The organism is Kitasatospora sp. NPDC096204 (assembly GCF_044763205.1).
Classification (GTDB): Bacteria; Actinomycetota; Actinomycetes; order Streptomycetales; family Streptomycetaceae; genus Kitasatospora.
In genome coordinates, this window is sequence record NZ_JBIWFT010000002.1 from 355,425 (window position 1) to 380,416 (window position 24,992).

Sequence of the window (24,992 nt, forward strand, 5' to 3'; positions counted from 1 at the left end):
ACGCCGTCGGCGCGCTCCCGTGTCCGACGTCTACGCGCGTGCATCGAACAGCGCCGGCGCGCCGGCACCCGCCGCACCGCGCCGGCGCCGCCACACCGCCGCGCCGCGCCGCACGCCCGTCACACGAAGCACACCCCCAGCACCGCAAGACGACCGCAACTTCGCTCCGCCGACCGCCGGGCTGACCGCCCCGAGGTCAACCCAGCTCGCCGCTCCCGCCACCGCGGGGGCCAGCCGCACGAGGGAGAGAGTCACATGTCCGGGGTCCAGCAGACGCACAGATCCGAGCAGCGGCCGGAATCGGCCGAGGTCCTGTGCCGCGCCCGTCCCGACGCCCGTCCGACCCTCACCGAGCTGGTCGACGCCCAGGTCGCCCGCACCCCCGACGCCCCCGCGCTGTACGCCGAGGGCACCACCCTCACGTACGCCGAACTGGACGCCCGCGCCAACCGGCTGGCCCGGGTGCTGGCCGCCCGCGGCCTGGGCACCGAGGACGTCGTCGCGCTGGCCCTGCCGAAGTCCCCCGAGGCGATCGCCGCGATCCTCGCCGTCGCCAAGACCGGCGCCGCCTGGCTGCCCGCCGACCCGGCCTACCCGGCCGAGCGGCTGCGCCACATGCTGACCGACTCCCGCGCCGCCCTGGTGCTCACCACCGCCGAGGCCGCCGGGCAACTGCCCGAGACCGGCGCCCCGCTCCTGCTGCTCGACTCCCCCGAGCACCGGGCCGAACTCGACGCCCGCAGCGACGCCCCGTTCACCGCCGCCGAGCGGGTGCGGCCGCTGAGCGCGCCGAACACCGCGTACGTCATCTACACCTCCGGCTCCACCGGCGTGCCCAAGGGCGTGGCCGTCACCCACACCGGGCTGCCCAGCATGATCGGCACCCAGGTCGCCGCCACCGGGGTCGGCCCCGGCAGCCGGGTGCTCCAGGCCTCCTCGCTCAGCTTCGACGTCTCCGTCTCCGACCTGTGCGTCGCCCTCACCACCGGCGCCGCGCTCGTCCTGCCGCGCGAGCAGAGCCAGTTGGTCGGCGAGCCGCTGGCCGCCCTGATCGACCGGTTCGGCGTCACCCACGCCGACATCGCCACCGCGATGATCTCCACCCTGCCCGACCTGCCGATGCCCTCGCTGCGCACCCTGATCGGCGGCGGCGAGGCCGTGTCCCGCGAGCTGGCCGCCCGCTGCGGCCGCGGCCGGCTGATGCTCAACAGCTACGGGCCGACCGAGGCCACCGTCATCGTCTCCATGAGCGAGCCGCTCACCGGCGAGGAGCAGCCGCCGATCGGCCGGCCCTGCCAGGACGTGCGCATCCACGTGCTGGACGAGCGGCTGCGCCCGGTCGAGCCGGGCACCGTGGGCGAGCTGTACCTGGCCGGCCCGCACCTGGCCCGCGGCTACCTCAACCGTCCCGGCCTGACCGCCGAACGCTTCGTGGCCGACCCGTACGGCGAGCCCGGGAGCCGGATGTACCGCACCGGCGACCTCGGCAGCTACCGCCCGGACGGCCAGCTGGACTTCCTCGGCCGGGCCGACGACCAGGTGAAGATCCGCGGCTTCCGGGTGGAGCTCGGCGAGATCGAGCAGACCCTCTCCGCCCACCCCGAGGTGCGCCAGGCCGTGGTGCTGGTCCGCGAGGACCGCCCGGGCGAGCGCCGGCTGGTCGGCTACACCGTCGGCGCCGCCGACCCGGCCGAGCTGCGGGCGTACTGCGCCGAGCGGCTGCCCGACCACATGGTGCCCACCGTCGTGGTGCTCGACCGGCTGCCGCTGACGCCCAACGGCAAGGTGGACAAGCGCGCCCTGCCCGCGCCGGTGTTCGGCGCCGGCGAGGAGGACGGCCGCGCCCCCGTCGGGGAGCTGGAGCACACCCTGGTCCGGCTGTTCGGCGAGGTGCTGGGCCTGCCCCGGGTGGGCGTCACGGAGTCCTTCTTCGAGCTCGGCGGGGACTCCATCGTCGCCATCCAGCTGGTCTCCAGAGCCCGGCACGCGGGCCTCCAGCTCACCCCGCGCGAGGTGTTCCTCGCCCCGACCGTCGAGGCGCTGGCGCTGATCGCCCGTCCGCTGGAGGGCCCGGTCGTCGTCGAGCCCGCCGGGGCCGGCCTCGGCGAGGTGCCGCCGACGCCCATCGTGCACTGGCTGGCCGCGCAGCACGGCGCGGTCGAGAGCTTCTACCAGTCGACCCTGCTCACCCTGCCCGCCGGCACCACCCGGGAGCACCTGACCGCCGCCGTCCAGGCCCTGCTCGACCACCACGACCTGTTCCGCGCCCGCACCTCCCCGCTCGCCGAGCGCCCCTGGACGCTGCACGTGCCGGAGCCCGGCGCCGTCGCCGCGGCCGACGTGCTGAGCCTGGTCGAGGGCCCGGCCACCGCCGGGGCGCTGCGCGCCGCGACCGAGGCCGCCCGCGAGCGGCTGTCGCCCGAGGACGGCCGGATGGTGCGGGCCGTGCGCTTCGACGCCGGCCCGGAGCTGCCCTCGCAGCTGCTGCTGGTGATCCACCACCTGGTGGTGGACGGCGTCACCTGGCGCATCGTCGAGGAGGACCTGCTGGGCGCGCTCGACGCGCTCCGCGAGGGCCGGGCCGTCGAACTCGCGCCGGTGCCCACCTCCTTCCGCCGCTGGGCCCAGCGGCTCACCGCCGAGGCCAACACCGACCGTCGCGCCGCCGAACTCCCGCTCTGGCAGGCCGCGTTGGCAACCCCGGACCCGCTGCTCGGCGACCGCCCGCTGGACCCTTCGCAGGACACCTACGCCACCGAGGGCCTGCTGCGGCTGGTGCTGCCCGCCGAGACCACCCAGGCACTGCTCACCAAGGTCACCGCCGCCTACCACGCCCAGGTCAACGACGTGCTGCTGACGGCGCTGGCGCTGGCCCTCGGCCACTGGCGCGGCCTGGAGACCACCGGGCCCGACGGCGCGGTGCTGGTCACCGTGGAGGGCCACGGCCGCGAGGAGATCGTGGAGGGCGTCGACCTCCACCGCACCGCCGGCTGGTTCACCTCCGTCTACCCCGTCCGGCTCGCCCCCGGGGCTCCGGACTGGTCCGAGGTCACCGCGGCCGGCCCCGAGCTCGGCCGGGCCCTCGGCCGGGTGAAGGAGCAGCTGCGGGCCGTCCCGGACAACGGCATCGGCTTCGGCCTGCTGCGCCACCTCAACCCGGAGACCGCCGCCGTCCTCGCCGACTGCGCCGACCCGCAGATCGAGTTCAACTACCTGGGCCGCTTCGCGCCCGAGGGCGTCACCGCCGAGGACGTGCTGGCCGGCACCGAGGCGATGTCCGAGGGCGCCGCGACGGGCCTCGCGCTCGGCCGGGTGCTCGGCCTGGACGCCACCACCGTGGACACCCCGCAGGGCCCGCTGCTGGTCGCCCAGTGGTCGTACGCCTCCGGGCTGCTCTCCGAGGAGCGGGTGCGCGCCTTCGCCGAGGCCTGGTTCGCCGCGCTGGGCGCGCTCGCCGAGCACGCCGAGCGGCCGGACGCGGGCGGGCACACCCCCTCCGACTTCCCGCTGGTCGAGCTGACCCAGGACGAGGTGGACGCGCTCGCCGCCCACCACGCCCCGGCCCGCCTGGTGGACGTCTGGCCCACCTCGCCGCTCCAGCAAGGCATGGCCTTCCACTCGGCGTACGACGCCGAGGGCGCGGACGTCTACACCTCGGTGGTGACCTTCGACCTGACCGGCCCGGTGGACGCCGACCGGCTGCGCGCCGCCGCCGAGGCGCTGCTGGTCCGCCAGCCGAACCTCAGGGCCGCGTTCCACCAGCGGCACGACGGCCCGCCGGTGCAGGTCGTCCCGGACGGCGTCGAACTGCCCTTCACCGTCCTCGACCTGAGCGAGCACGCCGACCCGCGGGCGGAGGCCGCCAGGATCGCCGCCGCCGAGTACGGCCGCCGCTTCGACCTCGACCGCCCGCCGCTGCTGCGCTACACCCTGCTCAGACTCGCCCCAGGGCAGCACCAGCTGATCGCCTCCGCGCACCACATCCTGCTGGACGGCTGGTCCACCCCGCTGTTCGCCGAGGAGCTGTGGGGCCTGTACTTCGAGCAGCCGATGGCCCCGGCCGCCCCGTACCGCGAGTACCTGCGCTGGATCACCCGGCGCGACGGCGTGGCCGCCCGCGCCGCCTGGGCCCAGGCGCTGGCCGGCGCCGACGAGCCCACCCTGCTCGCGCCCGGCCGCTCCGCCGCCACCCCGCAGCTGCCGCTGCGCCTGCACACCGGGCTCACCCCGGAGCGCACCGAGGCCCTCGCCCGTACCGCCCGCCGCTACGGCGTCACCCTCAACACCCTGGTCCAGGCGGCCTGGGGCGTGCTGCTGGCGCGGCTCACCGGCCGCGAGGACGTGCTGTTCGGCACCACCGTCTCCGGCCGCCCGCACGACCTGCCGGGCGTGGAGCGGATGATGGGCCTGCTCATCAACACCGTGCCGGTGCGGGTGCGCCTGGACCAGGCGGAGAGCTGGGGCCAGCTGCTGCTGCGCCTGCAGCACGAGCAGTCCGCGCTGCTGGACCACCAGCACCTCAGCCTCACCGAGATCCAGCAACTCGCCGGGATGGGAAGCCTGTTCGACACTGTCACGGTGTACGGCAACTACCCGGACCCGTCCGCCCTGGACGACGCCGACCCGAGCGGCGCGACCGGCGTCACCCTGGTCGAGGACGTCGACAGCGCCCACTACCCGCTGGTGCTGGCCCTCACCCCCGGCGACGGCCTCCAGCTGCGCCTGGACCACCAGCCGGACGCCTTCACCGCCGACGAGGCCCGCGCCCTGCTGGACCGCTTCCTCGCCCTGCTCGACCGGATCGTCGCCGACCCGGCCGAACTCGTCGGCACCGTCGAGGTGTTGACCGCGGCCGAGCGCGCCGAGCTGGTCACCGAGTGGAGCGGCACCGGCACCCCGCTGCCGGAGGGCTCGCTGCCCGAACTGTTCGAGGCACGGGCCGCCGCGACCCCGGACGCGATCGCGCTCACCGCCGACGACGCCGAGCTGACCTACGCCCAGCTCAACGCCCGGGCCAACGGCCTGGCGCTGCGGCTGGTCGAGGCCGGGGTCGTCCGGGAGACGCCGGTCGCGCTGATGATCGACCGCTCGGCCGCCCAGGTGGTGGCGATCCTGGCGGTGCTCAAGGCCGGCGGCCTGTACGTGCCGCTGGACGACGCCCAGCCGGCGGACCGGCTGCGGACCGTCCTCGCGGACGCCGGGGCCGAGCTGGTGCTGGCCGACGACGCGCACCGCGGGCACCCCGCGCTGGCCGGCCTGACCGTGCTCGACCCGCACGCAGAGGAGCACCCGGAGAACCTCGGACTGCCGCAGCGCGCCGACCAGTTGGTGTACGTGATGCACACCTCGGGCTCGACCGGCGTGCCCAAGGGCATCGCCGTCACCCACCGCGGCGTGGTGGACCTCGCCCTCGGCGGGCAGTTCACCGGCGGAGGCCACGAGCGGCTGCCGGTGCACGCGCCCTCCGCCTTCGACGCCTCCACCTACGAGATCTGGACCCCGCTGCTCTCCGGCGGCCAGCTGGTGATCGCCCCGGCCGGCCGGCTCGGCATCGCCGAGCTGGCGGCGGTGATCGGCCACGAGCGGACCACCTCCGCCTGGATCAGCGTCGGCCTGTTCAACGTGCTGGCCGCCGAGGCCCCGGAGACCTTCGCCGGGCTGCACGAGGTGTGGACGGGCGGGGACATCGCCTCGCCGGTCGCCATGCGGCGGGTGCTGGACAGCTGCCCCGGACTGCGGCTGGTCAACGTCTACGGGCCCACCGAGACGACCACCTTCGCGACGCACTTCCCGATGACCTCGGCCGCCGAGGTGCCCGCCGTCGTGCCGATCGGCCGGCCGCTGCCCAACAACCGGCTGTACGTGCTGGACGCCGGGCTGCGCCCGGTGCCGGTCGGGGTGGCCGGCGAGCTGTACATCGGCGGCAACGGCCTGGCCCGCGGCTACGTCCGCCGACCCGGCCTGACCTCCGAGCGCTTCGTGGCCTGCCCGTTCGGCGAGCCCGGCGGCCGGATGTACCGCACCGGCGACGTGGTCCGCTGGACCCCCTCGGGTGAACTGGAGTTCGTCGGTCGAGCGGACGACCAGGTCAAGCTGCGCGGCTTCCGGATCGAACTCGGCGAGGTCGAGGCGGCGTTCACCGCCCACCCGGCGGTCGGCCAGGTCTGCGTGGCGGTCCGCCAGGACCAGCCGGGCGACAAGCGCCTGGTCGCGTACGTCACCGGCGAGGTGCGGGCCGAGGAGCTGCGCGACTTCGTCACCGACCGGCTGCCCGGCTACATGCTGCCAGCCGCGATCGTCGTCCTCGACGAGCTGCCGGTGAACCCCAACGGCAAGGTGGACCGCAAGGCCCTGCCCGCGCCCGACTACAACGGCGCCGACGGCGGGCGCGAGCCGCGCAACGCCACCGAGCGGGCCCTGTGCGAGCTGTTCGCCGAGGTCCTCGGGCTCGCCCGGATCAGCATCGACGACAACTTCTTCGAGCGCGGCGGGCACTCGCTGCTCGCCACCAAGCTGGTCAGCCGCGTCCGCGCCGGGCTGGGCGCCGAGCTGCCGATCCGCGCGCTCTTCGACAACCCGACGGTGGCCCTGCTGGCCGCCGCGCTGCCCGACTCCGCCGCGGCCCGCCCGGCCCTGCGGCCGGCCGAGCGGCCGGAGCGCGTGCCGCTCTCCTCCGCACAGCAACGCCTGTGGTTCATCGAGCAGTTCGAGGGCCAGAGCGCGCTCTACAACACCCCCGTCGCGGTCCGGCTCACCGGCGCCGTCGACGCCGCCGCCCTGGAGCGGGCCGTCCGGGACGTGGCGGAGCGGCACGAGGTGATGCGCACCGTCTTCCCGACCGTCGACGGACAGCCGCACCAACTGGTCACCTCAGCCGACGAGTTGGCCCTGCACCGGGTGCCGGTCGCCGACGGGGCCGAGCTGCGGACCGCACTGGTCACCGCCGGCGAGGAGGTCTTCGACCTCGCCCGCGACCTGCCGGTGCGCGCCACCCTGCTGTCGCTGCCGCACGACGAGCACGTCCTGCTGGTGCTGATGCACCACATCGCCAGCGACGGCTGGTCGGTGGAGCCGCTCTTCCGCGACCTCGCCGAGGCCTACCGGGCCCGCTGCGCCGGCGCCGAGCCGCAGTGGCGGCCGCTGCCCGTGCAGTACGCCGACTACACCCTCTGGCAGCGCGAACTGCTCGGCACCGACGAGCGGCCCAGCGACCTGCTGAACGCCCAACTCGCCTACTGGCAGCAGGCCCTGGCCGACGCGCCGGAGGAGCTGGCGCTCCCCTACGACCGGCCGCGCCCGGCCGTGCCGGGGCACCGGGGCGGCCTGGTCGAGGTCACCGTCGACGCCGAACTGCACGGAAAGCTCGGCGAGTTGGCGGCGGCGCAGAACGCCAGCCTGTTCATGGCGCTGCAGGCCGCGGTCGCCACCCTCTACACCCGCCTCGGCGCCGGCACCGACCTGCCGCTCGGCACCCCCGTCGCCGGCCGCACCGACGAAGCCCTCGACGACCTGGTCGGCTTCTTCGTCAACACCCTGCTGCTGCGCACCGACACCAGCGGCGACCCCAGCTTCCGGGAACTGCTGGACCGGGTCCGGCGCACCGACCTGGACGCCTACGACCACCAGGACATCCCCTTCGAGCGCCTGGTCGAGCACCTCAACCCGACCCGCACCCCCGCCCGCCACCCGCTCTTCCAGACCCTGGTGGCACTGGAGAGCCGGGTGACGGTGCCGGCCGCCTTCGACGACCTGGGCTGCGCGGAGCACCCCTTCGAGCTGGACGTGGCCAAGTTCGACCTGTCCTTCCGCTTCACCGAGCAGGGCCCCCAGGCGGGCCTGACGGTGGCGGTCGAGTACGCCGTCGACCTCTTCGACCACGCCACCGTGGCCGCCCTCGGCGAGCGGCTGCTGCGGGTGCTGCGCGCCGCCGTGGCCACCCCGGACGCGCCGATCGGCGGCATCGAGATCCTCGACCCGGCCGAGCGCGAGCTGCTCCTCACCGGCTGGAACGACACCGCGGCGCCCGTCCCGGACGCGACCCTGCCGGAGCTGTTCGAGGCCCAGGCCGCCGCCACCCCCGACGCGCCGGCCGTGGTCACCGCGGACGCCACCCTCAGCTACGCCGAACTGGACTCCCGCGCCGAGCACCTGGCGGCCCACCTGGCCGCCGCCGGGGTCGGCGCCGAGACGCCGGTGGTCCTGCTGATGGACCGCTCCGCCGACCTGCTGACGGCGATCCTCGCGGTGGCCAAGGCGGGCGGCGTGTACGTCCCGCTGGACGACCGGCACCCGGCCCAGCGGCTGCGGCGGGTCACCGCCGAGACGGCCGCGGCGCTCGTCCTGGTCGACCCGGCGCACCGGGACCACCCACTGGCCGCCGACGCCCCCTGCCCCGTCCTGCCGCTCACCGAGGGCTGGTTCGAGGGTCCGCGCGAGCGGCTCGCCCACCGGGCCGCGCCCCACCCGGAGCAGCTCGCGTACGTGATGTTCACCTCCGGCTCCACCGGGGAGCCCAAGGGCATCGCGATCACCCACCGGGACGTGGTGCAGCTCGCCACCGACCCGTGCTGGCGGCACGACGAGGGCCTGCGGGTGCTGTTCCACGCGCCGCACGCCTTCGACGCCTCGACCTACGAGATCTGGGTGCCGCTGCTGTCCGGTGGCCGGGTGGTCGTCGCGCCGCAGGGCGACCTGGACGCGGCCGCCATCCGCGACCTGGTCCGGGTCCACGCGCTCACCCACGTGCACGTCACCGCCGGCCTGTTCCGGGTCATCGCGGAGGAGGACCCGGCCATCTTCGCCGGTGTGCGCGAGGTGCTGACCGGCGGCGACGTGGTCTCCGCCCCGGCCGTGCGCCGGGTGCTGGAGGCCGTCCCCGGCATCGCGGTGCGGGCGCTCTACGGGCCGACCGAGACCACCCTGTGCGCCACCCAGTACCCGATGCCGGACGCCACGGCGGTGCCGAGCACGGTGCCGATCGGGCGCCCGCTGGCCAACACCCGGCTGTACGTGCTGGACGCCGGGCTGCGCCCGGTGCCGGCCGGGGTGGCGGGCGAGCTGTACATCGCCGGGGCCGGCCTGGCCCGCGGCTACGTCGGCCGCCCGGCGCTCAGCGCCGAACGCTTCGTCGCCTGCCCGTTCGGCGAGCCCGGCGGCCGGATGTACCGCACCGGGGACCTCGCCCGCTGGACGGCATGGGGGTCCCCCCGGCCGGTGGGGGCACCTCCCAGCCGCCAGGCTGGGGGCGCTGGGGGAGGCGTCCTGGAGTTCCTCGGCCGCGCCGACGACCAGGTGAAGATCCGCGGCTTCCGGATCGAACTCGGCGAGGTCGAGGCCGCGTTCACCGCCCACGAGAGCGTCGGCCAGGCGCTCGCGGTGGTCCGCGAGGACCAGCCGGGCGACAAGCGCCTGGTGGTGTACGCCACCGGCAAGGCCACCGACGGCGAGCTGCGCGCCTTCGTCGCGGACCGCCTCGCCGGCTACATGCTCCCGGCCGCCGTGGTCGTCCTGGACAGCCTGCCGGTCACCGCCAACGGCAAGGTCGACCGCCGGGCCCTGCCCGCGCCCGAGTACGCCGGGGCGGCCGAGGGCCGCGCCCCGCGCACCGAGCGCGAGCGGGAGCTCTGCGCCCTGTTCGCCGAGGTGCTGGGCGTGCCGACGGTCAGCATCGACGACCGCTTCTTCGACCTCGGCGGCCACTCCCTGCTCGCCACCCGGCTGGTCAGCCGCATCCGCGCCACCCTCGGCGCGGAGCTGCCGATCCGCACGCTGTTCGACGCGCCCACGGTCGCCGCCCTCGCCGCCGTCCTGCCCGGCGGCGAGCAGGCGCCCGCACCGAAGAAGGCCCGCCCGGCCCTGCGGCCGATGCGCCGCCCGCAGGCCTGACCGGCGGCGGGACGCGGGCCGCCCATCGGCGGCGGCCCGCCCCGCCCCTCGACCGCCCCGCCCCACCGGGCGGAGCGTCCCCACCAGCCACAGCAGCCGTACGTCGCCAGTCGGAGGCAGACCTTGATCCCGTTGTCGTTCGCCCAGCAGCGGCTCTGGTTCATCGAACAGTTCGAGGGCCCGAGCGCCCTCTACAACACTCCGTTCGCCCTCCGGCTGACCGGTGAGCTCGACGCCGCCGCCCTCGAAGGCGCGCTCGGGGACGTGGTGGACCGGCACGAGGTGCTGCGCACCGTCTTCCCCACCACCGACGGCCAGCCCCACCAGCACATCCTCGCCGAAGGGCGCCCGCCGCTGCACCGGGTGCCGGCGGCCGGCGAGGCCGAACTGCACGAGCTGATGCGCGAGGCCGCCGGGCAGGTCTTCGACCTCGCCGCGGACCTCCCGGTCCGGGCCTGGCTGTACGCCCTGCCCGCGCCGGACGAGCACGTCCTGCTGCTGCTCACCCACCACATCGCCAGCGACGGCTGGTCGGTGGCCCCGCTCTTCCGCGACCTCGCCGAGGCCTACCGGGCCCGCCTCGCCGGCACCGAGCCGCAGTGGGAGCCGCTGCCGGTGCAGTACGCCGACTACACCCTCTGGCAGCGCGAACTGCTCGGCGAGGAGGACGACCCGGAGAGCGTCGTCTCCCTGCAACTCGCCCACTGGCAGCAGGAGTTGTCCGGCCTGCCGGAGGAGCTGGCGCTCCCCTACGACCGGCCGCGCCCGGCCCTGCCGAGCCGCCGCGGCGGCGCCGCCGACTTCGAGCTGGACGCCGAACTGCACACCGCCCTCACCGAGTTGGCCTCCGGTCGGCACGCCAGCCTGTTCATGGCGCTGCAGGCCGCGGTCGCCGCCCTCTACACCCGCCTCGGCGCCGGCACCGACCTGCCGCTCGGCACCCCCGTCGCCGGCCGCACCGACGAAGCCCTCGACGACCTGGTCGGCTTCTTCGTCAACACCCTGCTGCTGCGCACCGACACCAGCGGCGACCCCAGCTTCCTCGAGCTGCTGGACCGGGTCCGGCGCACCGACCTGGACGCGTACGACCACCAGGACATCCCCTTCGAGCGCCTGGTCGAGCGCCTCAACCCGACCCGCACCCCCGCCCGCCACCCGCTCTTCCAGACCGTCGTCACACTGAACGCGGAGCGGGCCGGCGACCTCGCCTTCGGCGCCGCGGTGGGCACCCCGGTCGAGGTCGGCGAGGCGCAGGCCCAGTTCGACCTCAACTTCAACTTCGTCGAGCGGCTCGCGCCCGACGGCACCTGCCTGGGCGTGCGCGCCGCCGTCGACTACGCCGCCGACCTCTTCGACCACGCCACCGCCGTCTCCCTCGCCGAGCGGCTGGTGCGGGTGCTGCGCGCCGCCGTCGCCGCCCCCGAGGCCCCGATCGGCACCGTGGAGATCCTCGACCCGGCCGAGCGCGAGCTGCTCCTCGCCGGCTGGAACGGGCCGGCCGCGCCGGTCGCCGAGCAGAGCCTGCCCCGGCTGTTCGAGGCCCAGGCCGCCGCCACCCCCGAGGCCCTCGCCCTCGTCTCCGACACCGAGCGGCTCGACTACGCCGAGCTGAACGACCGCGCCAACCGGCTCGCCGCCCTGCTGCTGGAGCGCGGGCTGACCACCGAACAGCCGGTCGCGGTGCTGATGGAGCGCTCCTCCGGGCTGCTCACCGCCGTCCTCGCGATCGCCAAGGCGGGCGGCACCTACGTCCCGCTGGACGACCGCTACCCGCTGGACCGGCTCCAGCACATCCTCGCCGACACCCGCACCGGCCTGCTGCTCGTCGACCCGGCCCACCGGGACCACCCGGTGCTCGCCACCGGCGGCTTCGCCACCGTCGAGGTCACCGGGACGCTGCTCGACGAGGCCCCCGCGGCGGACAACCCGGCCGTGCCGGTGCTGCCCGGCCAGCTGGTCTACGTGATGTACACCTCCGGCTCGACCGGGGTGCCCAAGGGCGTCGCCGTCACCCACCGCAACGTGGTCGACCTGCTCGGCAACCCGCACTTCCGGGCCGGCCACCACGAGCGGGTGCTGCTGCACTCGCCCACCGCCTTCGACGCCTCCACCACCGAGATCTGGGCGCCGCTGGTCACCGGCGGGGCGATCGTCCTCGCCGAGCCCGGCGAGCTGGACATCCGCCGCCTCGCCGAGACCGTCACCACCCACCGGGTGACCCTGGTCCAGGCCCCGTCCGGCCTGCTGCGGCTGATGGCCGACGAGAACCCGGCCGCCTTCCGCGACGTGCGCCAGGTGTGGACCGGCGGCGACGTCGTCCCGCCGGAGTCCGTCCGCCGGATCCACCGGGCCTGCCCGGACACCGACGTGCTCGCGGTGTACGCGCCCACCGAGACCACCGCGATCAAGACCGTCTTCACCATGCGCCCGGGCGAGCCTGTCCCCGCCGTGGTGCCGATCGGCAGCCCGCTGAACAACACCCGGCCGTACGTGCTGGACACCGCGCTGCGGCCGGTGCCGGCCGGCGTGGCCGGGGAGCTGTACATCGCCGGCGAGGGCCTGGCCCGCGGCTACGTCGGCCGCCCCGCGCTGACCTCCGAGCGCTTCGTGGCCTGCCCGTTCGGCGAGCCGGGCAGCCGGATGTACCGCACCGGCGACCTGGTCCGCTGGACCGCCGACGGCGTCCTGGAGTTCCTCGGCCGGGCCGACGACCAGGTGAAGATCCGCGGCTTCCGGATCGAACTCGGCGAGGTCGAGGGCGCGTTCACCGCCCTCCCGGCCGTCGGCCAGGCCTTCGCCGTGGTCCGCGAGGACCGGCCCGGCGACAAGCGCCTGGTGGTCTACGCCACCGGCGGGGCCGCCCCCGCCGAACTGCGCGCCGCCGTCGCCGACAGCCTGCCCAGCTACATGCTCCCGGCCGCCGTGGTCGTCCTCGACGCCCTCCCGGTGACCGCCAACGGCAAGGTCGACCGCCGCGCCCTGCCCGCCCCCGACTACACCGGGGCCGCCGAGGGCCGCGCCCCGCGCACCGACACCGAGCGCGCGCTGTGCGAACTCTTCACCGACGTCCTCGGGTTGGAGCGGATCGGGATCGACGACAGCTTCTTCGACCTGGGCGGCCACTCGCTGCTCGCCACCAAGCTGGTCAGCCGCATCCGCACCGCGCTCGGCACCGAACTGCCCGTCCGGACACTGTTCGACGCCCCCAGCGTGGCCGCGCTGGCCGCCGCCCTGCCCACCCCGGGCACCGAGGAGCCGGCCGCCCGCCCGGCCCTCGGGCCCGCCACGCGGCCCGAGCGCGTCCCGCTCTCCCCCGCGCAGCAACGCCTGTGGTTCATCGACCAGTTCGAGGGCCCGAGCACGCTCTACAACACCCCGTGCGCCGTCCGGCTGACCGGCCCGGTCGACGCCGCCGCCCTCCGGACGGCCCTGGCGGACCTGCTCGACCGCCACGAGGTGCTGCGCACCGTCTACCCGACCACCGAAGGACAGCCGCACCAGCTGCTCCTGGAACACCCCGAACTCCCGCTGCGGACCGCGGCGGTGGCCGACGAGGAGGAGCTCCACCGGGCCCTCGCCGAGGCCGGCGCGGAGGTCTTCGACCTCGCCCGCGACCTGCCGGTGCGCGCCACCCTGTTCTCGCTGCCCGGCGAGGAGCACGTCCTGCTGGTGCTGATGCACCACATCGCCACCGACGGCTGGTCCGTGGTCCCGCTGCTGCGCGACCTCGCCGAGGCCTACCGGGCCCGCCTCGCCGGCACCGGGCCGCAGTGGCGGCCGCTGCCCGTGCAGTACGCCGACTACACCCTCTGGCAGCACGAGCTGCTCGGCACCGACGAGCGGCCCAGTGACCTGCTGAACGCCCAACTCGCCTACTGGCAGCAGGCCCTGGCCGACCTCCCGGAGGAGCTGACGCTCCCCTTCGACCGCCACCGCCCCGCCGCCCCGAGCCGCCGCGGCGCCGCGGTGGAACTCCGGATGGACGCCGGACTCCACACCGCCCTGGTCGAGTTGGCGCAGCAGAGCCGGGCCAGCGTGTTCATGGTGATGCAGGCCGCGCTGGCCACCACGCTGGGCCGGATCGGCGCGGGCACCGACCTGCCGATCGGCACCGTGGTGGCCGGGCGCACCGACGAGGCGCTGGAGGACCTGGTCGGCTTCTTCGTCAACACCCTGGTGCTGCGCACCGACCTGAGCGGCGACCCGAGCTTCCGCGAGCTGGTGGAGCGCGTCCGGGTCGCCACCCTGGACGCCTTCGAGCACCAGGACGTGCCCTTCGAGCGGCTGGTCGAGCTGCTCAACCCGGTGCGCTCGACCGCCCGCCACCCGCTCTGCCAGGTGATGCTCACCTCCGGCGGCGAGGCCGGGGAGATCAGCCTCGGCGGCCTGCCCGGCCGGGTCGAGCAACTGGACTCGGACCTCGCCAAGTTCGACCTGACCTTCGCCTTCAGCGAGAGCTTCGACGCGGACGGCAGGCCCGCCGGGCTGGGCCTGACGCTGGAGTACGCCGTCGACCTGTTCGACCGGGCCACCGCCGAGGCGACGGCCGCCCGTCTGGAGCGCGCCCTGCGCGCGGTGCTGGCCGACCCGGACCAGTCCGTGGGCCGGGTCGAGGTGCTGGCGCCCGAGGAGCGCGAGCAGCTGCTCACCGGCTGGAACGACACCCGGGAGGACCTCCCGCTCGGCACCTTCCCGTCGCTGTTCGAAGCGCAGGCCGCCGCCCGGCCGGAGGCCGTCGCGCTGTCCTTCGGCACCGAGCAGGTCACCTACGGCGAACTGAACGAGCGCGCCAACCGCCTCGCCCGGCTGCTGATCGAGCACGGCGCGGGCCCCGAGCGGTTCGTCGCGATCGCCCTGGAGCGCTCGGTCGAACTGATCGTCGCCCAGCTCGCGGTGCTCAAGGCCGGCGCCGTCTTCCAGCCGCTGGACCCGCGCTACCCGGCCGACCGGATCGCCTACATGCTGGACGACGCCGCGCCCGCGCTGGTCCTCACCAGCAAGGCGCTGGCCGACGACGTACTCGGCGACAGCACCGTCCCCCGGCTGCTGCTCGAGGACCTGGACGCCTCCGGCCACCCGTCGCACGACCTCACCGGCACCGCGATCACCCCGCACTCCGCCGCGTACGTCATCTACACCTCGGGCTCCACCGGCCGCCCCAAGGGCGTGGTGGTCACCCACAGCGGCCTCGCCGCCATGGTGGAGAGCCAGCGGCGGAACCTGGCCGTCACCCCGGACAGCCGGGTACTGCTGTTCGCCTCGCCGTCCTTCGACGCGGCCGTCTGGGAGCTGGGCATGGCCCTGCTCACCGGCGCCCGGGCCGTCCTCGGCGACGCCGACCGGCTGCTGCCCGGCCCCTCGCTGACGGCGCTGATCGCCGAACAGGGCGTCACCCACCTGACCCTGCCGCCGACCGCGCTGGCCGTGCTCGCCCCGGACGCGCTGCCCGTGGGCGCCACCCTGGTCGTCGCCGGCGAGGCCTGCCCGCCCGACCTGGTCGAGCACTGGTCGGCCCGGCTGCGGATGGTCAACGCCTATGGCCCGACCGAGTCCACCGTCTGCGCCAGCATGAGCAGCCCGCTCAGCGGCCGGATCGCCCCGCCGATGGGCCGGCCGGTGCCGGACACCCGGCTCTACGTCCTGGACGCGGCGCTGCAGCCCGTCCCGGCCGGGGTCGAGGGCGAGCTGTACATCGCCGGCGCGGGCCTGGCCCGCGGCTACCTCAACCGGCCGGGCCAGAGCGCCGAGCGCTTCGTCGCCGACCCGTACGGCGCCCCCGGCAGCCGGATGTACCGCTCGGGCGACCTGGTCCGCCGCCAGGCCGACGGCACCCTGGAGTACCTGGGCCGCACCGACCACCAGGTCAAGATCCGCGGCTTCCGGATCGAGCCCGGCGAGATCGAGGCCGTGCTCGCCCGGCACCCCTCGCTGGCCCAGGCGTTCGTGCTGGTCCGGGAGGACCGCCCGGGCGACCGCCGGCTGGTCGGCTACGCCGTCGCCCACCCCGGGCAGAGCGTCGACCAGGCCGCGCTGCGGGCCCACGTCGGCGCGTCCCTGCCGGACTACATGGTGCCCTCGGCGGTCGTCACCCTGGACGCCCTGCCGCTGACCGCCAACGGCAAGGTCGACCGCAAGGCCCTCCCGGCCCCCGACGCCACCTGGCTCGGCTCCGGGCGGGCGCCCGCGACGCCGCGGGAGGAACTGCTCTGCGGCCTGTTCGCCGACCTGCTCGGGCTGGAGAAGGTCGGCGTCGACGACAACTTCTTCGAGCTGGGCGGGCACTCGCTGCTGGCCAGCCGGCTGGTCGCGGGCCTGCGCGAACTGGTCGGCGAGGACGAGGAGATCGGCGTCCGCGCGGTGTTCGAGGCGCCGACCGTCGCCCGGCTGGCCGAGCGGCTCACCCGGGGCCCGGCCGCCGAGAGCTTCCCCGTCCTGCTGCCGATCCGCACCCGCGGCTCGCGCCCGCCGCTGTTCTGCGTCCACCCGGCCGCCGGCATCAGCTGGGTCTACACCGGCCTGCTGCGCCACCTCGACGCCGAGCAGCCGATCTACGGCCTCCAGGCCCCCGGCCTGGCCGATCCGGGCGCGCACCCGGCCACCGTCGGGGAACTGGCCCGCACCTACCTCGCGCAGATCCGCACCGTCCGCCCCGAGGGCCCGTACGCCCTGCTCGGCTGGTCCTTCGGCGGGGCCGTCGCCCACGCGATCGCCGCGCTGCTGCGCGAACAGGGCGAGGAGGTCCGGCTGCTGGCCCTGCTGGACGCCTACCCGGGCACCGGCGAGCCGGGGCCCGAGCAGTGGCGGGACGACCCGGCGCAGCTCGAGGTGATCCTCGACTCGCTCGGCCACCCGGTCGGGGAGGTCACCGCCTGGCCCGCGGACGAGGACGGCTACGCCGCGCTCGTCCGGGGCGGCGAGGGCCCGCTCGCCGGCCTCAGCGGCGCCGGGGTGGCCCGGGTGGTCTCGGTCTTCCAGGCCAACGCCGAGCTGTCCCACGCGCTCCCGCTGCCCGGTTACGACGGCGACGCGGTGTTCTTCACCGCCGCCAAGGACCGGCCGGCCGACGCCCCCGACCCGGAGAGCTGGCGCCCGTACCTGGGCGGACGGCTCGACGTCCACGAGGTGCCGAGCACCCACGGCGCGATGACGAGCTCCGAAGCGCTCGCCGTCATCGGCCCGGTGCTCGCCGCCCACCTGACTCCCTGACCCGTCCGCCCCACCGACTCAGCACCCCTACCGACCGCAGGCAACCGACCTGCGCACACCACGCGGACCGCACCCGGCCCGCCCACGGAGAAACGGACACCACCATGACCACTGCGGCCATCCCCGACACCTGGCGTGGCATCACCCCGTCGCCGATCACCTCGACCGACGCCTACAACGGCTTCATCGCCGCCAACGTGATCTTCGCGCTGGACCGGATCGGCCTGCTGGAGTCGATCGGGCGCGGCGAGCCGCTCTCGGCCGCCGAGGCCACCGCCCAGGCCGGCGACACCGCCCGCACCGAGGCCGTGCTGCGCGCCGCCGCCGACTACGGCTACCTCAAGGCCGACGGCGACGCCTACCTGCCCACCGAGGCGGGCATGGAGATCGCCGCCGCGCGCGGCTACTTCACCTGGGCCGTCGGCGGCTACCACGACGTGTTCGGCCGCGCCGGCCACCTGAGCGCCGGCACCCACCGCTACAACGAGGACGTCTTCCGCGACGAGGCGATGGTCGCCCTCGGCTCCGCCCAGTGCGACCAGTCGATGTTCGCCGCCCAGCTGACCGACGTGCTGAACGGCATCGACTTCCGCACCATCGCCGACCTGGGCTCCGGCACCTCCGCCCGGGTGCGCCGCGTGGTCTCGCAGCGCGAGGGCACCCGGGGCCTGGGCATCGACATCAGCCGCCCGGCCACCGACATCGCCCGCCGCGACATCGTCGAGGCCGGCATGCAGGACCGGGTCACCGCCGTCCGCGCGGACGTGCTGGGCCTGCTCGGCACCCAGATCGACAACGACGCCGAGGCCGCCGAGGTGGCCGAGGTCGACACCGTGATGAGCTTCTTCCTGCTGCACGACCTGCTGGCCGACCCGTCCACCCGCTCGTCGATCTTCACCCGGATGCGGGAGGCCTTCCCGAAGGCCCGCACCTTCGTCCTCGGCGACACCATGCTGCGCGACCCTGGCACCTCCGAGGGCGCCCAGCCGGTCTTCTCGGTCGGCTTCGAGCTGGCGCACGCGATGATGGGCGTGCCGCTGCACACCAAGGCCACCTACGAGCAGCTGTTCACCGACGCCGGCCTGCGGATCGACCGCGTCGAGGCGCTGGCCACCCCGCACTCCTGGCTCTACGTCCTCCAGGCCGACTGATGGCCGCCCCGTCGGGCGCCAGATACCTGCTGGCGCAGAACGAGCACCCGTACCCGCCGCTGCCGTCGGTGCGGGCCGCGCTGGCCGAGGCCAGTGCCGACCTGCACCGCTACCCGGACTTCCGTCCGGAGCGGATCGCCGGGATCGTCGCCGACTGGCAGGGCGTCCCGGCCGGCCAGGTCGTGGTCGGCCACGGCTCGGCGGGCGTGGCACTGGACCTCTTCCACGCGGTCGTCGAGCCCGGCGACAACGTGGTGCACTCGGACCCCTGCTTCGACGCGTACCCGCTGTTCTGCGAGATCGCCCGGGCCGAGGCCCGGCCGGTCCCGCTCGGCCCCGACGCCCGGCACGACCTGGCGGCGATGGCCGAGCGGATGGACGGGCGCACCCGGATCGTCGTGCTGTGCAACCCGCACAACCCGACCGGCACGGTCTACTCCTGGGCCGAGCTGACGGAGTTCTTCCGCCGGGTGCCGTCCACCGCGCTGATCCTGCTCGACGAGGCGTACGTCGACTTCGCCCTGGGCTGGCAGGCCCCGGACGTGCCGGCCCGGATCGCCGAGTGGCCGAACCTGGTGGTGCTGCGCACGCTGTCCAAGTCGCACGGCATCGCGGCGCTGCGGATCGGCTACGCGCTGGCGGAGGAGTCCGTGGCCCAGCGGGTGCGGGACCACCAGGTGCCGTACGCGGTGAACCGGCTCCAGGAGGCGGGCCTGCTCGCCTCCGTCGCCGCCGGCGACGAGATGGCGCACCGGATCGCCGGGATCGCCGCGGAGCGGGAGCGCACCGAGGCCGAACTGCTGCGGCTCGGCTGGACGGTGGCGCCCAGCGTCACCAACTTCCTGTGGGTCGACGCCCCGGGGGACCAGCTGCCGCTGCGCGCGGAGCTGGAGCGCCTGGGCGTGGCCGTCCGCTACTACCCCGGGATGGGCGTCCGGGTCGCCATCGGCGAGAAGGACGCCAACGACGCGGTGATCGAGGGTTTCGCCGCCGTCGCCCCGCTCGCGCCGGCCCACCCCGTCGCACCCTGACGCCCGGCGCCCTGAGCACCCCGCGTGCGTCAGGGCGCACCCCGGGCACTCCCCGCACCTGCGGCACGTCCGGCACGTCCGGAACTCCCTGCACCTCCAGCACGTCCAGCACCTGCGGAACCTCCTGCACCTGTGGCACCTCCCGTACACCGCACCACCGCACACCCACGCACACTCCGAAGCGCCGCCGTCGGCGCAGCGAAGGAACCGCCATGCACCCGCTGTTGGCCCGCCCGGAGTTCCGGCGCTACCTCGTCGGGCAGACCCTGTCCGTCCTCGGTGACAGCGCCCTCTCCATCGCCCTCGGCATCTGGGCCAAGGTGCTGACCGGCAGCAACTCCGCCGCCGGTCTGGTGCTGTTCTGCTTCTCCGCGCCGCTGCTGCTGCTGCCGCTCGGCGGCCTGCTCGCCGACCGGGTCCGCCGCAGGCCGCTGCTGGTCGGGGTCAACCTGGCGGTGGCGGTGTCGCTGCTGCCGCTGCTGCTGGTCGACGGCCGGGACACGGTCTGGATCATCTACTGCACCGCCACGGTCTGCGGTCTGGCCGGGGCCGTCCTGGCCCCGGCGCAGAGCGCGCTGCTGCGCAGCATCCTGACGGAGCGCCAGGACTTCGGTGCGGCGGCCGGGCTGACCCAGAGCGCCCGGGCCGGCACCACCCTGGTGGCACCACTGGTCGGATCGGGGCTCTACGGCTGGTTCGGCGGGCACGCGGTGGCCGTGGCCGACCTCGTCGTGCTGCTGCTGGCGGCGCTGAGCTTCCTCACCCTGCGGGTGGAGGAGGTCAAGCCGGAACCCTCGGGCCTGCGGTGGCGCAGCGAGGTGCTGGCCGGCTTCGTCCACCTGCGCGCCTCGGTCGGGCTGCGGTCGCTGGTGGCGGCCACCGCCGTCTCCGGCTTCGTGCTGAGCCTGCTCCAGCCGGTGCTGTTCGCACTGACCCAGCACGGACTGCACCGCTCGCCGCAGTTCCTCGGCGTGCTGGAGACCACCGAGGCGGTCGGCGCGCTGGGCGGCTCGGTGGTCGGCGGTCTGCTGATCGGCCGGCTCGGGCCGCGCCGGACGGTCATGGCGGGGTCGGCGGTGTTCGGCCTCGGGACCGTCCTGCTGCTCGCCCCGTCGCTGTACGTGGTGGAGGCCGGCCTGGTGATCGCGGGCGCGGGCATCCCGGCCGCCATGGTCGGGCTGGCCACCGCCGCCCAGGCGTCCACCCCGCCGCAGCTGATGGGGCGCGCCCAGGCGGCCGTCAACCTCTCGCTCACCGCACCGCAGGCGCTGGCCGTCGGCGTCGGCTCCGGCCTGGTGGCCGCCCTGGACTTCCGGGTGGTGCTCGGCGTGATGGTGGTCGGCGCGCTGCTCGCGGCCGCCCACCTGATCGGCAAGCCGGAGGCCCCGACGGAGCCGCCGGGCGCCGAGTCCGAGTCCGAGTCCGACGGCGAGCCCCGGCCCGAGTCCCAGCCCCAGCCCCAGCCCGAACCCGAGTCCGCATCCGAGCCCCGGCCCGAGGGCGCGTCCGCGCCCGAGGGCCCGGCCGAGCGGCAGGACGCCAAGGACCTCCAGGCCGGCTGACCGGCCCCGGCGTACCCGCCCCGCCCCACCCCACATGCCTGCACGACCCCGCACGTCCGATCACCCGATCACCCCTCAGCACCTCCCGTTCCTCCTCACCAGAGAGCTCCTCAGATGACCGACCGTTCTTCTCCCGCCGCCACCCCGATCCCCGTCGCGCTGGACCACGTCGAGTTCTACGTGGCCGACCTGGGCACCGAGACCACCCGGCTGACCGCGGAGTACGGCTTCGAGCTGCTCGTGCCGCCGACCGAGCGCGGCGACGCCGCCGAGCGCTGCCTCTCCGCGCTGTTCGGCCAGGCCGACATCCGGCTGCTGGTCACCCAGCCGCTGGCCGCCGGCCACCCGGCCACCGACTACCTGGAGCGGCACGGCGACGGCGTGGGCGCCCTCGGCCTGCGGGTGTCGGACGCCGCCGACGCCTTCCACGTCCTGACCGCCCGCGGCGCCGCCGCCCTGCGCGAGCCGCAGGCCGCCGACGGCTGCGTCACCGCGGTGGTCGACGCCTTCGGCGACGTGGTGCACACCCTGATCGAGCGCGGTCCCGAGGCCCCGGCCGGCCGTATCCCCGGCCTGCCCGACCCGGCCCCGCTGACCGGCGAGGGCCAGGTCGGCCTGCGCTCCGTCGACCACTTCGCCGTCCTGGTCCCGTTCGGCGAGCTGCGCAAGACCGAGCACCGCTACCGCGAGGTCTTCGGCTTCCGGACGATCTTCGAGGAGCGGGTCGAGGTCGGCACGCTCGGCATGGACTCGGCCGTCGTGCAGAGCGCCGACCGCAGCGTCACCCTCACCCTGATCGAGCCGCTCACCGCCGACGCGGGCGGCCAGATCGCCTCCTTCCTGGGCGGCCACGACGGCGCCGGGGTGCAGCACGTCGCCTTCGCCGCCGAGGACGCGGTGCACTCCGTCTCCGTCATGGCCGAGCGCGGCGTGCCGTTCCTGCGCACCCCGCAGACCTACTACGACGCGCTGCCCGACCGCCTGACGCCGCTGCGGCACTCCTTCGAGCAGCTGCGCGAGCTGAACCTGCTGGTCGACCAGGACCACGACGGCCAGCTGTTCCAGATCTTCACCCGCTCCCAGCACCCGCGGAACACCTTCTTCTTCGAGGTGATCGAGCGCATCCGGGCCCGCAACTTCGGCAGCAACAACATCCGCGCGCTCTACGAGGCCGTGGAGCTCCAGCGCAACGCCAGCGAAGTGGCCGGATGAGCGCGTCCGTCCGCAGCGAACCCCCGGCCGACGTACGCCCGGCGCTGTCCGTCGCGGAGTACGCCGACCGGGCCCGGGCCGTGCTCGCGCCCGAGGTCTGGGAGTGGCTGGAGGGCGGCGCCGAGCGCGAGTTGACCCTCGCCGCCAACCGGGCCGCCTTCGACCGGGTGGGCCTGGTGCCCCGGGTGCTGACCGACGTCGGCACCCGGGACACCGCCGCCACCCTGGTGCGCAGCCGGGCGGCGCTGCCGGTGGCGGTGGCACCCGTCGCCTACCACCGGCTGTTCCACCCCGAGGGCGAGCTGGCCTCGGCCCGCGCCGCGGCCGCCGCGGGCGTGCCGTTCACCGTCGGCACGCTCAGCAGCGTCGGCTTCGAGGAGCTGGCGAAGACCGGTGCCACGCTCTGGTTCCAGCTGTACTGGCTGCGCGACCGCGGCCGGCTGCTCGACCTCGTCAGGGCGGCCGAGGAGGCCGGCAGCGAGGCCCTGGTGGTCACCGCCGACGTGCCGTACATGGGCCGCCGGCTGCGTGACGCCAGGAACGCCTTCGCGCTGCCCGAGGACGTCCGCGCGGCGCTGCTGGAGGGCGGCGCCGCCGGGCGGGCGCACCGGTCCACCACCGCCGTCTCGGCGGTGGCCGCGCACACCGCCGAGCTGCTCTCCCCCGGCGTCACCTGGGCCGACCTGGAGTGGTTGCGCGGGGAGACCGAACTGCCGCTGGTGGTCAAGGGCGTGCTCGACCCGGCCGACGCGCGGCGGGCCGCCGGGATCGGCGCCGCGGCCGTGGTGGTCTCCAACCACGGCGGCCGCCAGCTCGACCGGGCCGTTCCCGCGCTGACGGTGCTGCCCGCCGTCGCCGAGGCGCTGGCCGGCGAGGACTGCCAGGTGCTGATGGACAGCGGGGTGCGCGGCGGCTCGGACGTGCTCACCGCGCTGGCCCTCGGCGCCGCCGGGGTGCTGCTGGGACGCCCGCTGATCTGGGGCCTGGCGGCCGGCGGCGAGGCGGGCTGCACCGAGGTCCTCGACCTGCTCGCCGCCGAACTGCGGCACGCCCTCGGCCTCGCGGGCTGCGCCGACCTGCGGGCCGCCGCCGAACTGCGCACCACCACCCTGCCCTGCACCACCTGGAGCACCCCGTGACCACCGACGCCGCACCGCACGACCTGCTGCTGGCGGGCCTGCACACCTCGCTCGCCGACCCGGCGATGACCTCGATGAACCTGCTCAACGAGATCTCCATCCGCTACCCGGAGGCGGTCTCCTTCGCGGCCGGCCGTCCGGCCGAGCAGTTCTTCGAGACGGACGCCGTCCACCGCCACCTGGACCGCTACCTCGACCACCTGCGCACCGAGCGCGGGCTGACCGAGGAGCAGGCCCGCCGCCAGGTGCTCCAGTACGGGCGGACCAAGGGGATCATCCACGACCTGATCGCCACCCATCTCGCGACGGACGAGGGCATCGAGGTGCCCGCCGAGTCCATCGTGGTGACGGTGGGCTGCCAGGAGGCGATGTTCCTGGTGCTGCGGGCGCTGCGCCGCGGCCCCGAGGACGTGGTGCTGGCCGTCTCCCCCACCTATGTGGGGCTGACCGGCGCGGCGCTGCTGGCCGACCTGCCGGTGCGGGCCGTCGCCGACGGCCCGGACGGCGTGGACCTCGCCGACCTGCGCCGGCAACTGGCCGCCGCCCGGGCCGAGGGGCTGCGCCCGCGGGCGCTGTACCTGGTGCCGGACGTGGCCAACCCGAGCGGCGCCAGCCTGCCGCTGGAGCTGCGCCGGGAGCTGCTGGCGCTGGCCGGCGAGGAGGACTTCCTGCTGCTGGAGGACAACCCGTACTGCGTCTTCGCCGGTGAGGAGCGGCTGCCCTCGCTCAAGGCACTGGACACCGAACGGCGGGTGGTCCACCTCGGCTCCTTCGCCAAGACGGCCCTGCCGGGCGCCCGGGTCGGGTACGTGGTGGCGGACCAGCTGGTGGCGGACGGGCAGGGCGGCACCGCGCTGTTCGCCGACCTGCTCGGCATGATCAAGAGCATGACCACGGTGAACACCTCGCCGATCGCCCAGGCGGTGATCGGCGGCGCGCTGCTGGAGCACGGCCACAGCCTGCGGGCCGCCAACACCGAGGTGGCCGCGCTCTACCGGCGCAACCTCTCGCTGGTGCTGGAGGGCCTGGCCCGGCGCTTCCCGCCCGGCAGCGGGGTGACCTGGAACGAGCCGCGCGGCGGGTTCTTCCTGGTGCTCACGGTGCCGTGCCTGGTGGACGACGCGCTGCTGGAGCGCTCGGCCTCGGAGTACGGGGTGATCTGGACGCCGATGTCGCACTTCTACCCGGGGGAGGGCGGGGAGCACCAACTGCGGCTCTCCGTCAGCCAGGTCGACCCGGCCACCGTCGACCGGGGGCTGGACGGGCTGGCCGCGCTGCTCACCGCGCACTCCTGACCCGCGGGCCCCGGCCCACCCTGAAGGGGCGTCCCGCCGAGGGGCGCCCCTTCCGGCGTAGGCGTCGGCTCCGGTGGTGACGGTGCGCTTCGGCGCGGCCACGCCGGGCAGTCTCCCGGCGCAAGCACCGGAGCCCACCGAGGAGGACGCATGCCGCACGACGAGAACCGGCCCGCCGGACACCAGCCCACCGAGGAGGCCCTGCGCCGCTCGTCCGCCTTCCTCGTCGACGAGGCGCTCGGCTTCGCCTTCCCCGCGGCCCTGCGCGCCGAGGCGGACTTCGCGGAGCTGCTCGACCGGGCCGGCCTGCGGCTGTCCCGGGTCCTGCCCACGGGGACGGTGCTGTCCGTGGTGGAGGCGGTCGCCGCCGACTGACCGACCACCGCGTCCGGCAGTCACCCGCGCGCGGATCTCCCGACGCACCGACCGCGGCCGCTTTCACCCGTCCGGACGGTACCGACACGAAGGATTGCCGCCAGAATGGTCTGGTCGCGAACCGTCGTGACCGGAA

At 75.3% G+C, this 24,992-nt stretch carries 9 protein-coding genes; all 9 read left to right on the forward strand.

The genetic code is table 11. The features are described from left to right. The first annotated feature begins 255 nt into the window (after positions 1-255). The 9 genes from ACIQ87_RS03315 (at position 256) to ACIQ87_RS03355 (ending at position 24,856) form a co-directional block, all read left to right on the forward strand. A complete protein-coding gene (locus ACIQ87_RS03315; protein WP_402400776.1) occupies positions 256-9,885 on the forward strand; it encodes an amino acid adenylation domain-containing protein in 9,630 nt (3,209 codons plus the stop codon). Positions 9,886-10,008: 123 nt separating this feature from the next. After that, the gene (locus ACIQ87_RS03320) at positions 10,009-17,091 is read left to right on the forward strand and encodes an amino acid adenylation domain-containing protein (RefSeq protein WP_402400779.1); all 7,083 of its coding nucleotides are present in this window, start codon (positions 10,009-10,011) and stop codon (positions 17,089-17,091) included. Between the two features lie 104 nt (positions 17,092-17,195). After that, positions 17,196-18,242, forward strand: coding sequence for an SAM-dependent methyltransferase (locus ACIQ87_RS03325; RefSeq protein WP_402400782.1), 1,047 nt, complete (start codon positions 17,196-17,198; stop codon positions 18,240-18,242). Further along, on the forward strand, positions 18,242-19,273 hold the full coding sequence (locus ACIQ87_RS03330; RefSeq protein ID WP_402400785.1) for a pyridoxal phosphate-dependent aminotransferase: 1,032 nt from the start codon (positions 18,242-18,244) through the stop codon (positions 19,271-19,273). Before ACIQ87_RS03325 ends, ACIQ87_RS03330 begins: the two co-directional genes overlap by 1 nt. Before the next feature lie 212 nt (positions 19,274-19,485). Next, a complete protein-coding gene (locus ACIQ87_RS03335; protein WP_402400788.1) occupies positions 19,486-20,835 on the forward strand; it encodes an MFS transporter in 1,350 nt (449 codons plus the stop codon). Positions 20,836-20,949: 114 nt separating this feature from the next. Beyond that, positions 20,950-22,047 (forward strand): 4-hydroxyphenylpyruvate dioxygenase, encoded by a 1,098-nt coding sequence (hppD, locus tag ACIQ87_RS03340; protein ID WP_402400791.1) that lies wholly within the window; start codon positions 20,950-20,952, stop codon positions 22,045-22,047. Then, positions 22,044-23,186, forward strand: a complete 1,143-nt coding sequence (locus ACIQ87_RS03345; RefSeq protein ID WP_402400794.1) for an alpha-hydroxy acid oxidase — start codon at positions 22,044-22,046, stop codon at positions 23,184-23,186. The genes hppD and ACIQ87_RS03345 overlap by 4 nt, the downstream gene beginning before the upstream one ends. Positions 23,187-23,251: 65 nt before the next feature. Further along, positions 23,252-24,481, forward strand: coding sequence for a PLP-dependent aminotransferase family protein (locus ACIQ87_RS03350; protein ID WP_402400932.1), 1,230 nt, complete (start codon positions 23,252-23,254; stop codon positions 24,479-24,481). Positions 24,482-24,631: 150 nt separating this feature from the next. Beyond that, positions 24,632-24,856, forward strand: a complete 225-nt coding sequence (locus ACIQ87_RS03355) for a hypothetical protein (protein WP_402400797.1) — start codon at positions 24,632-24,634, stop codon at positions 24,854-24,856. Positions 24,857-24,992 lie beyond the last annotated feature (136 nt).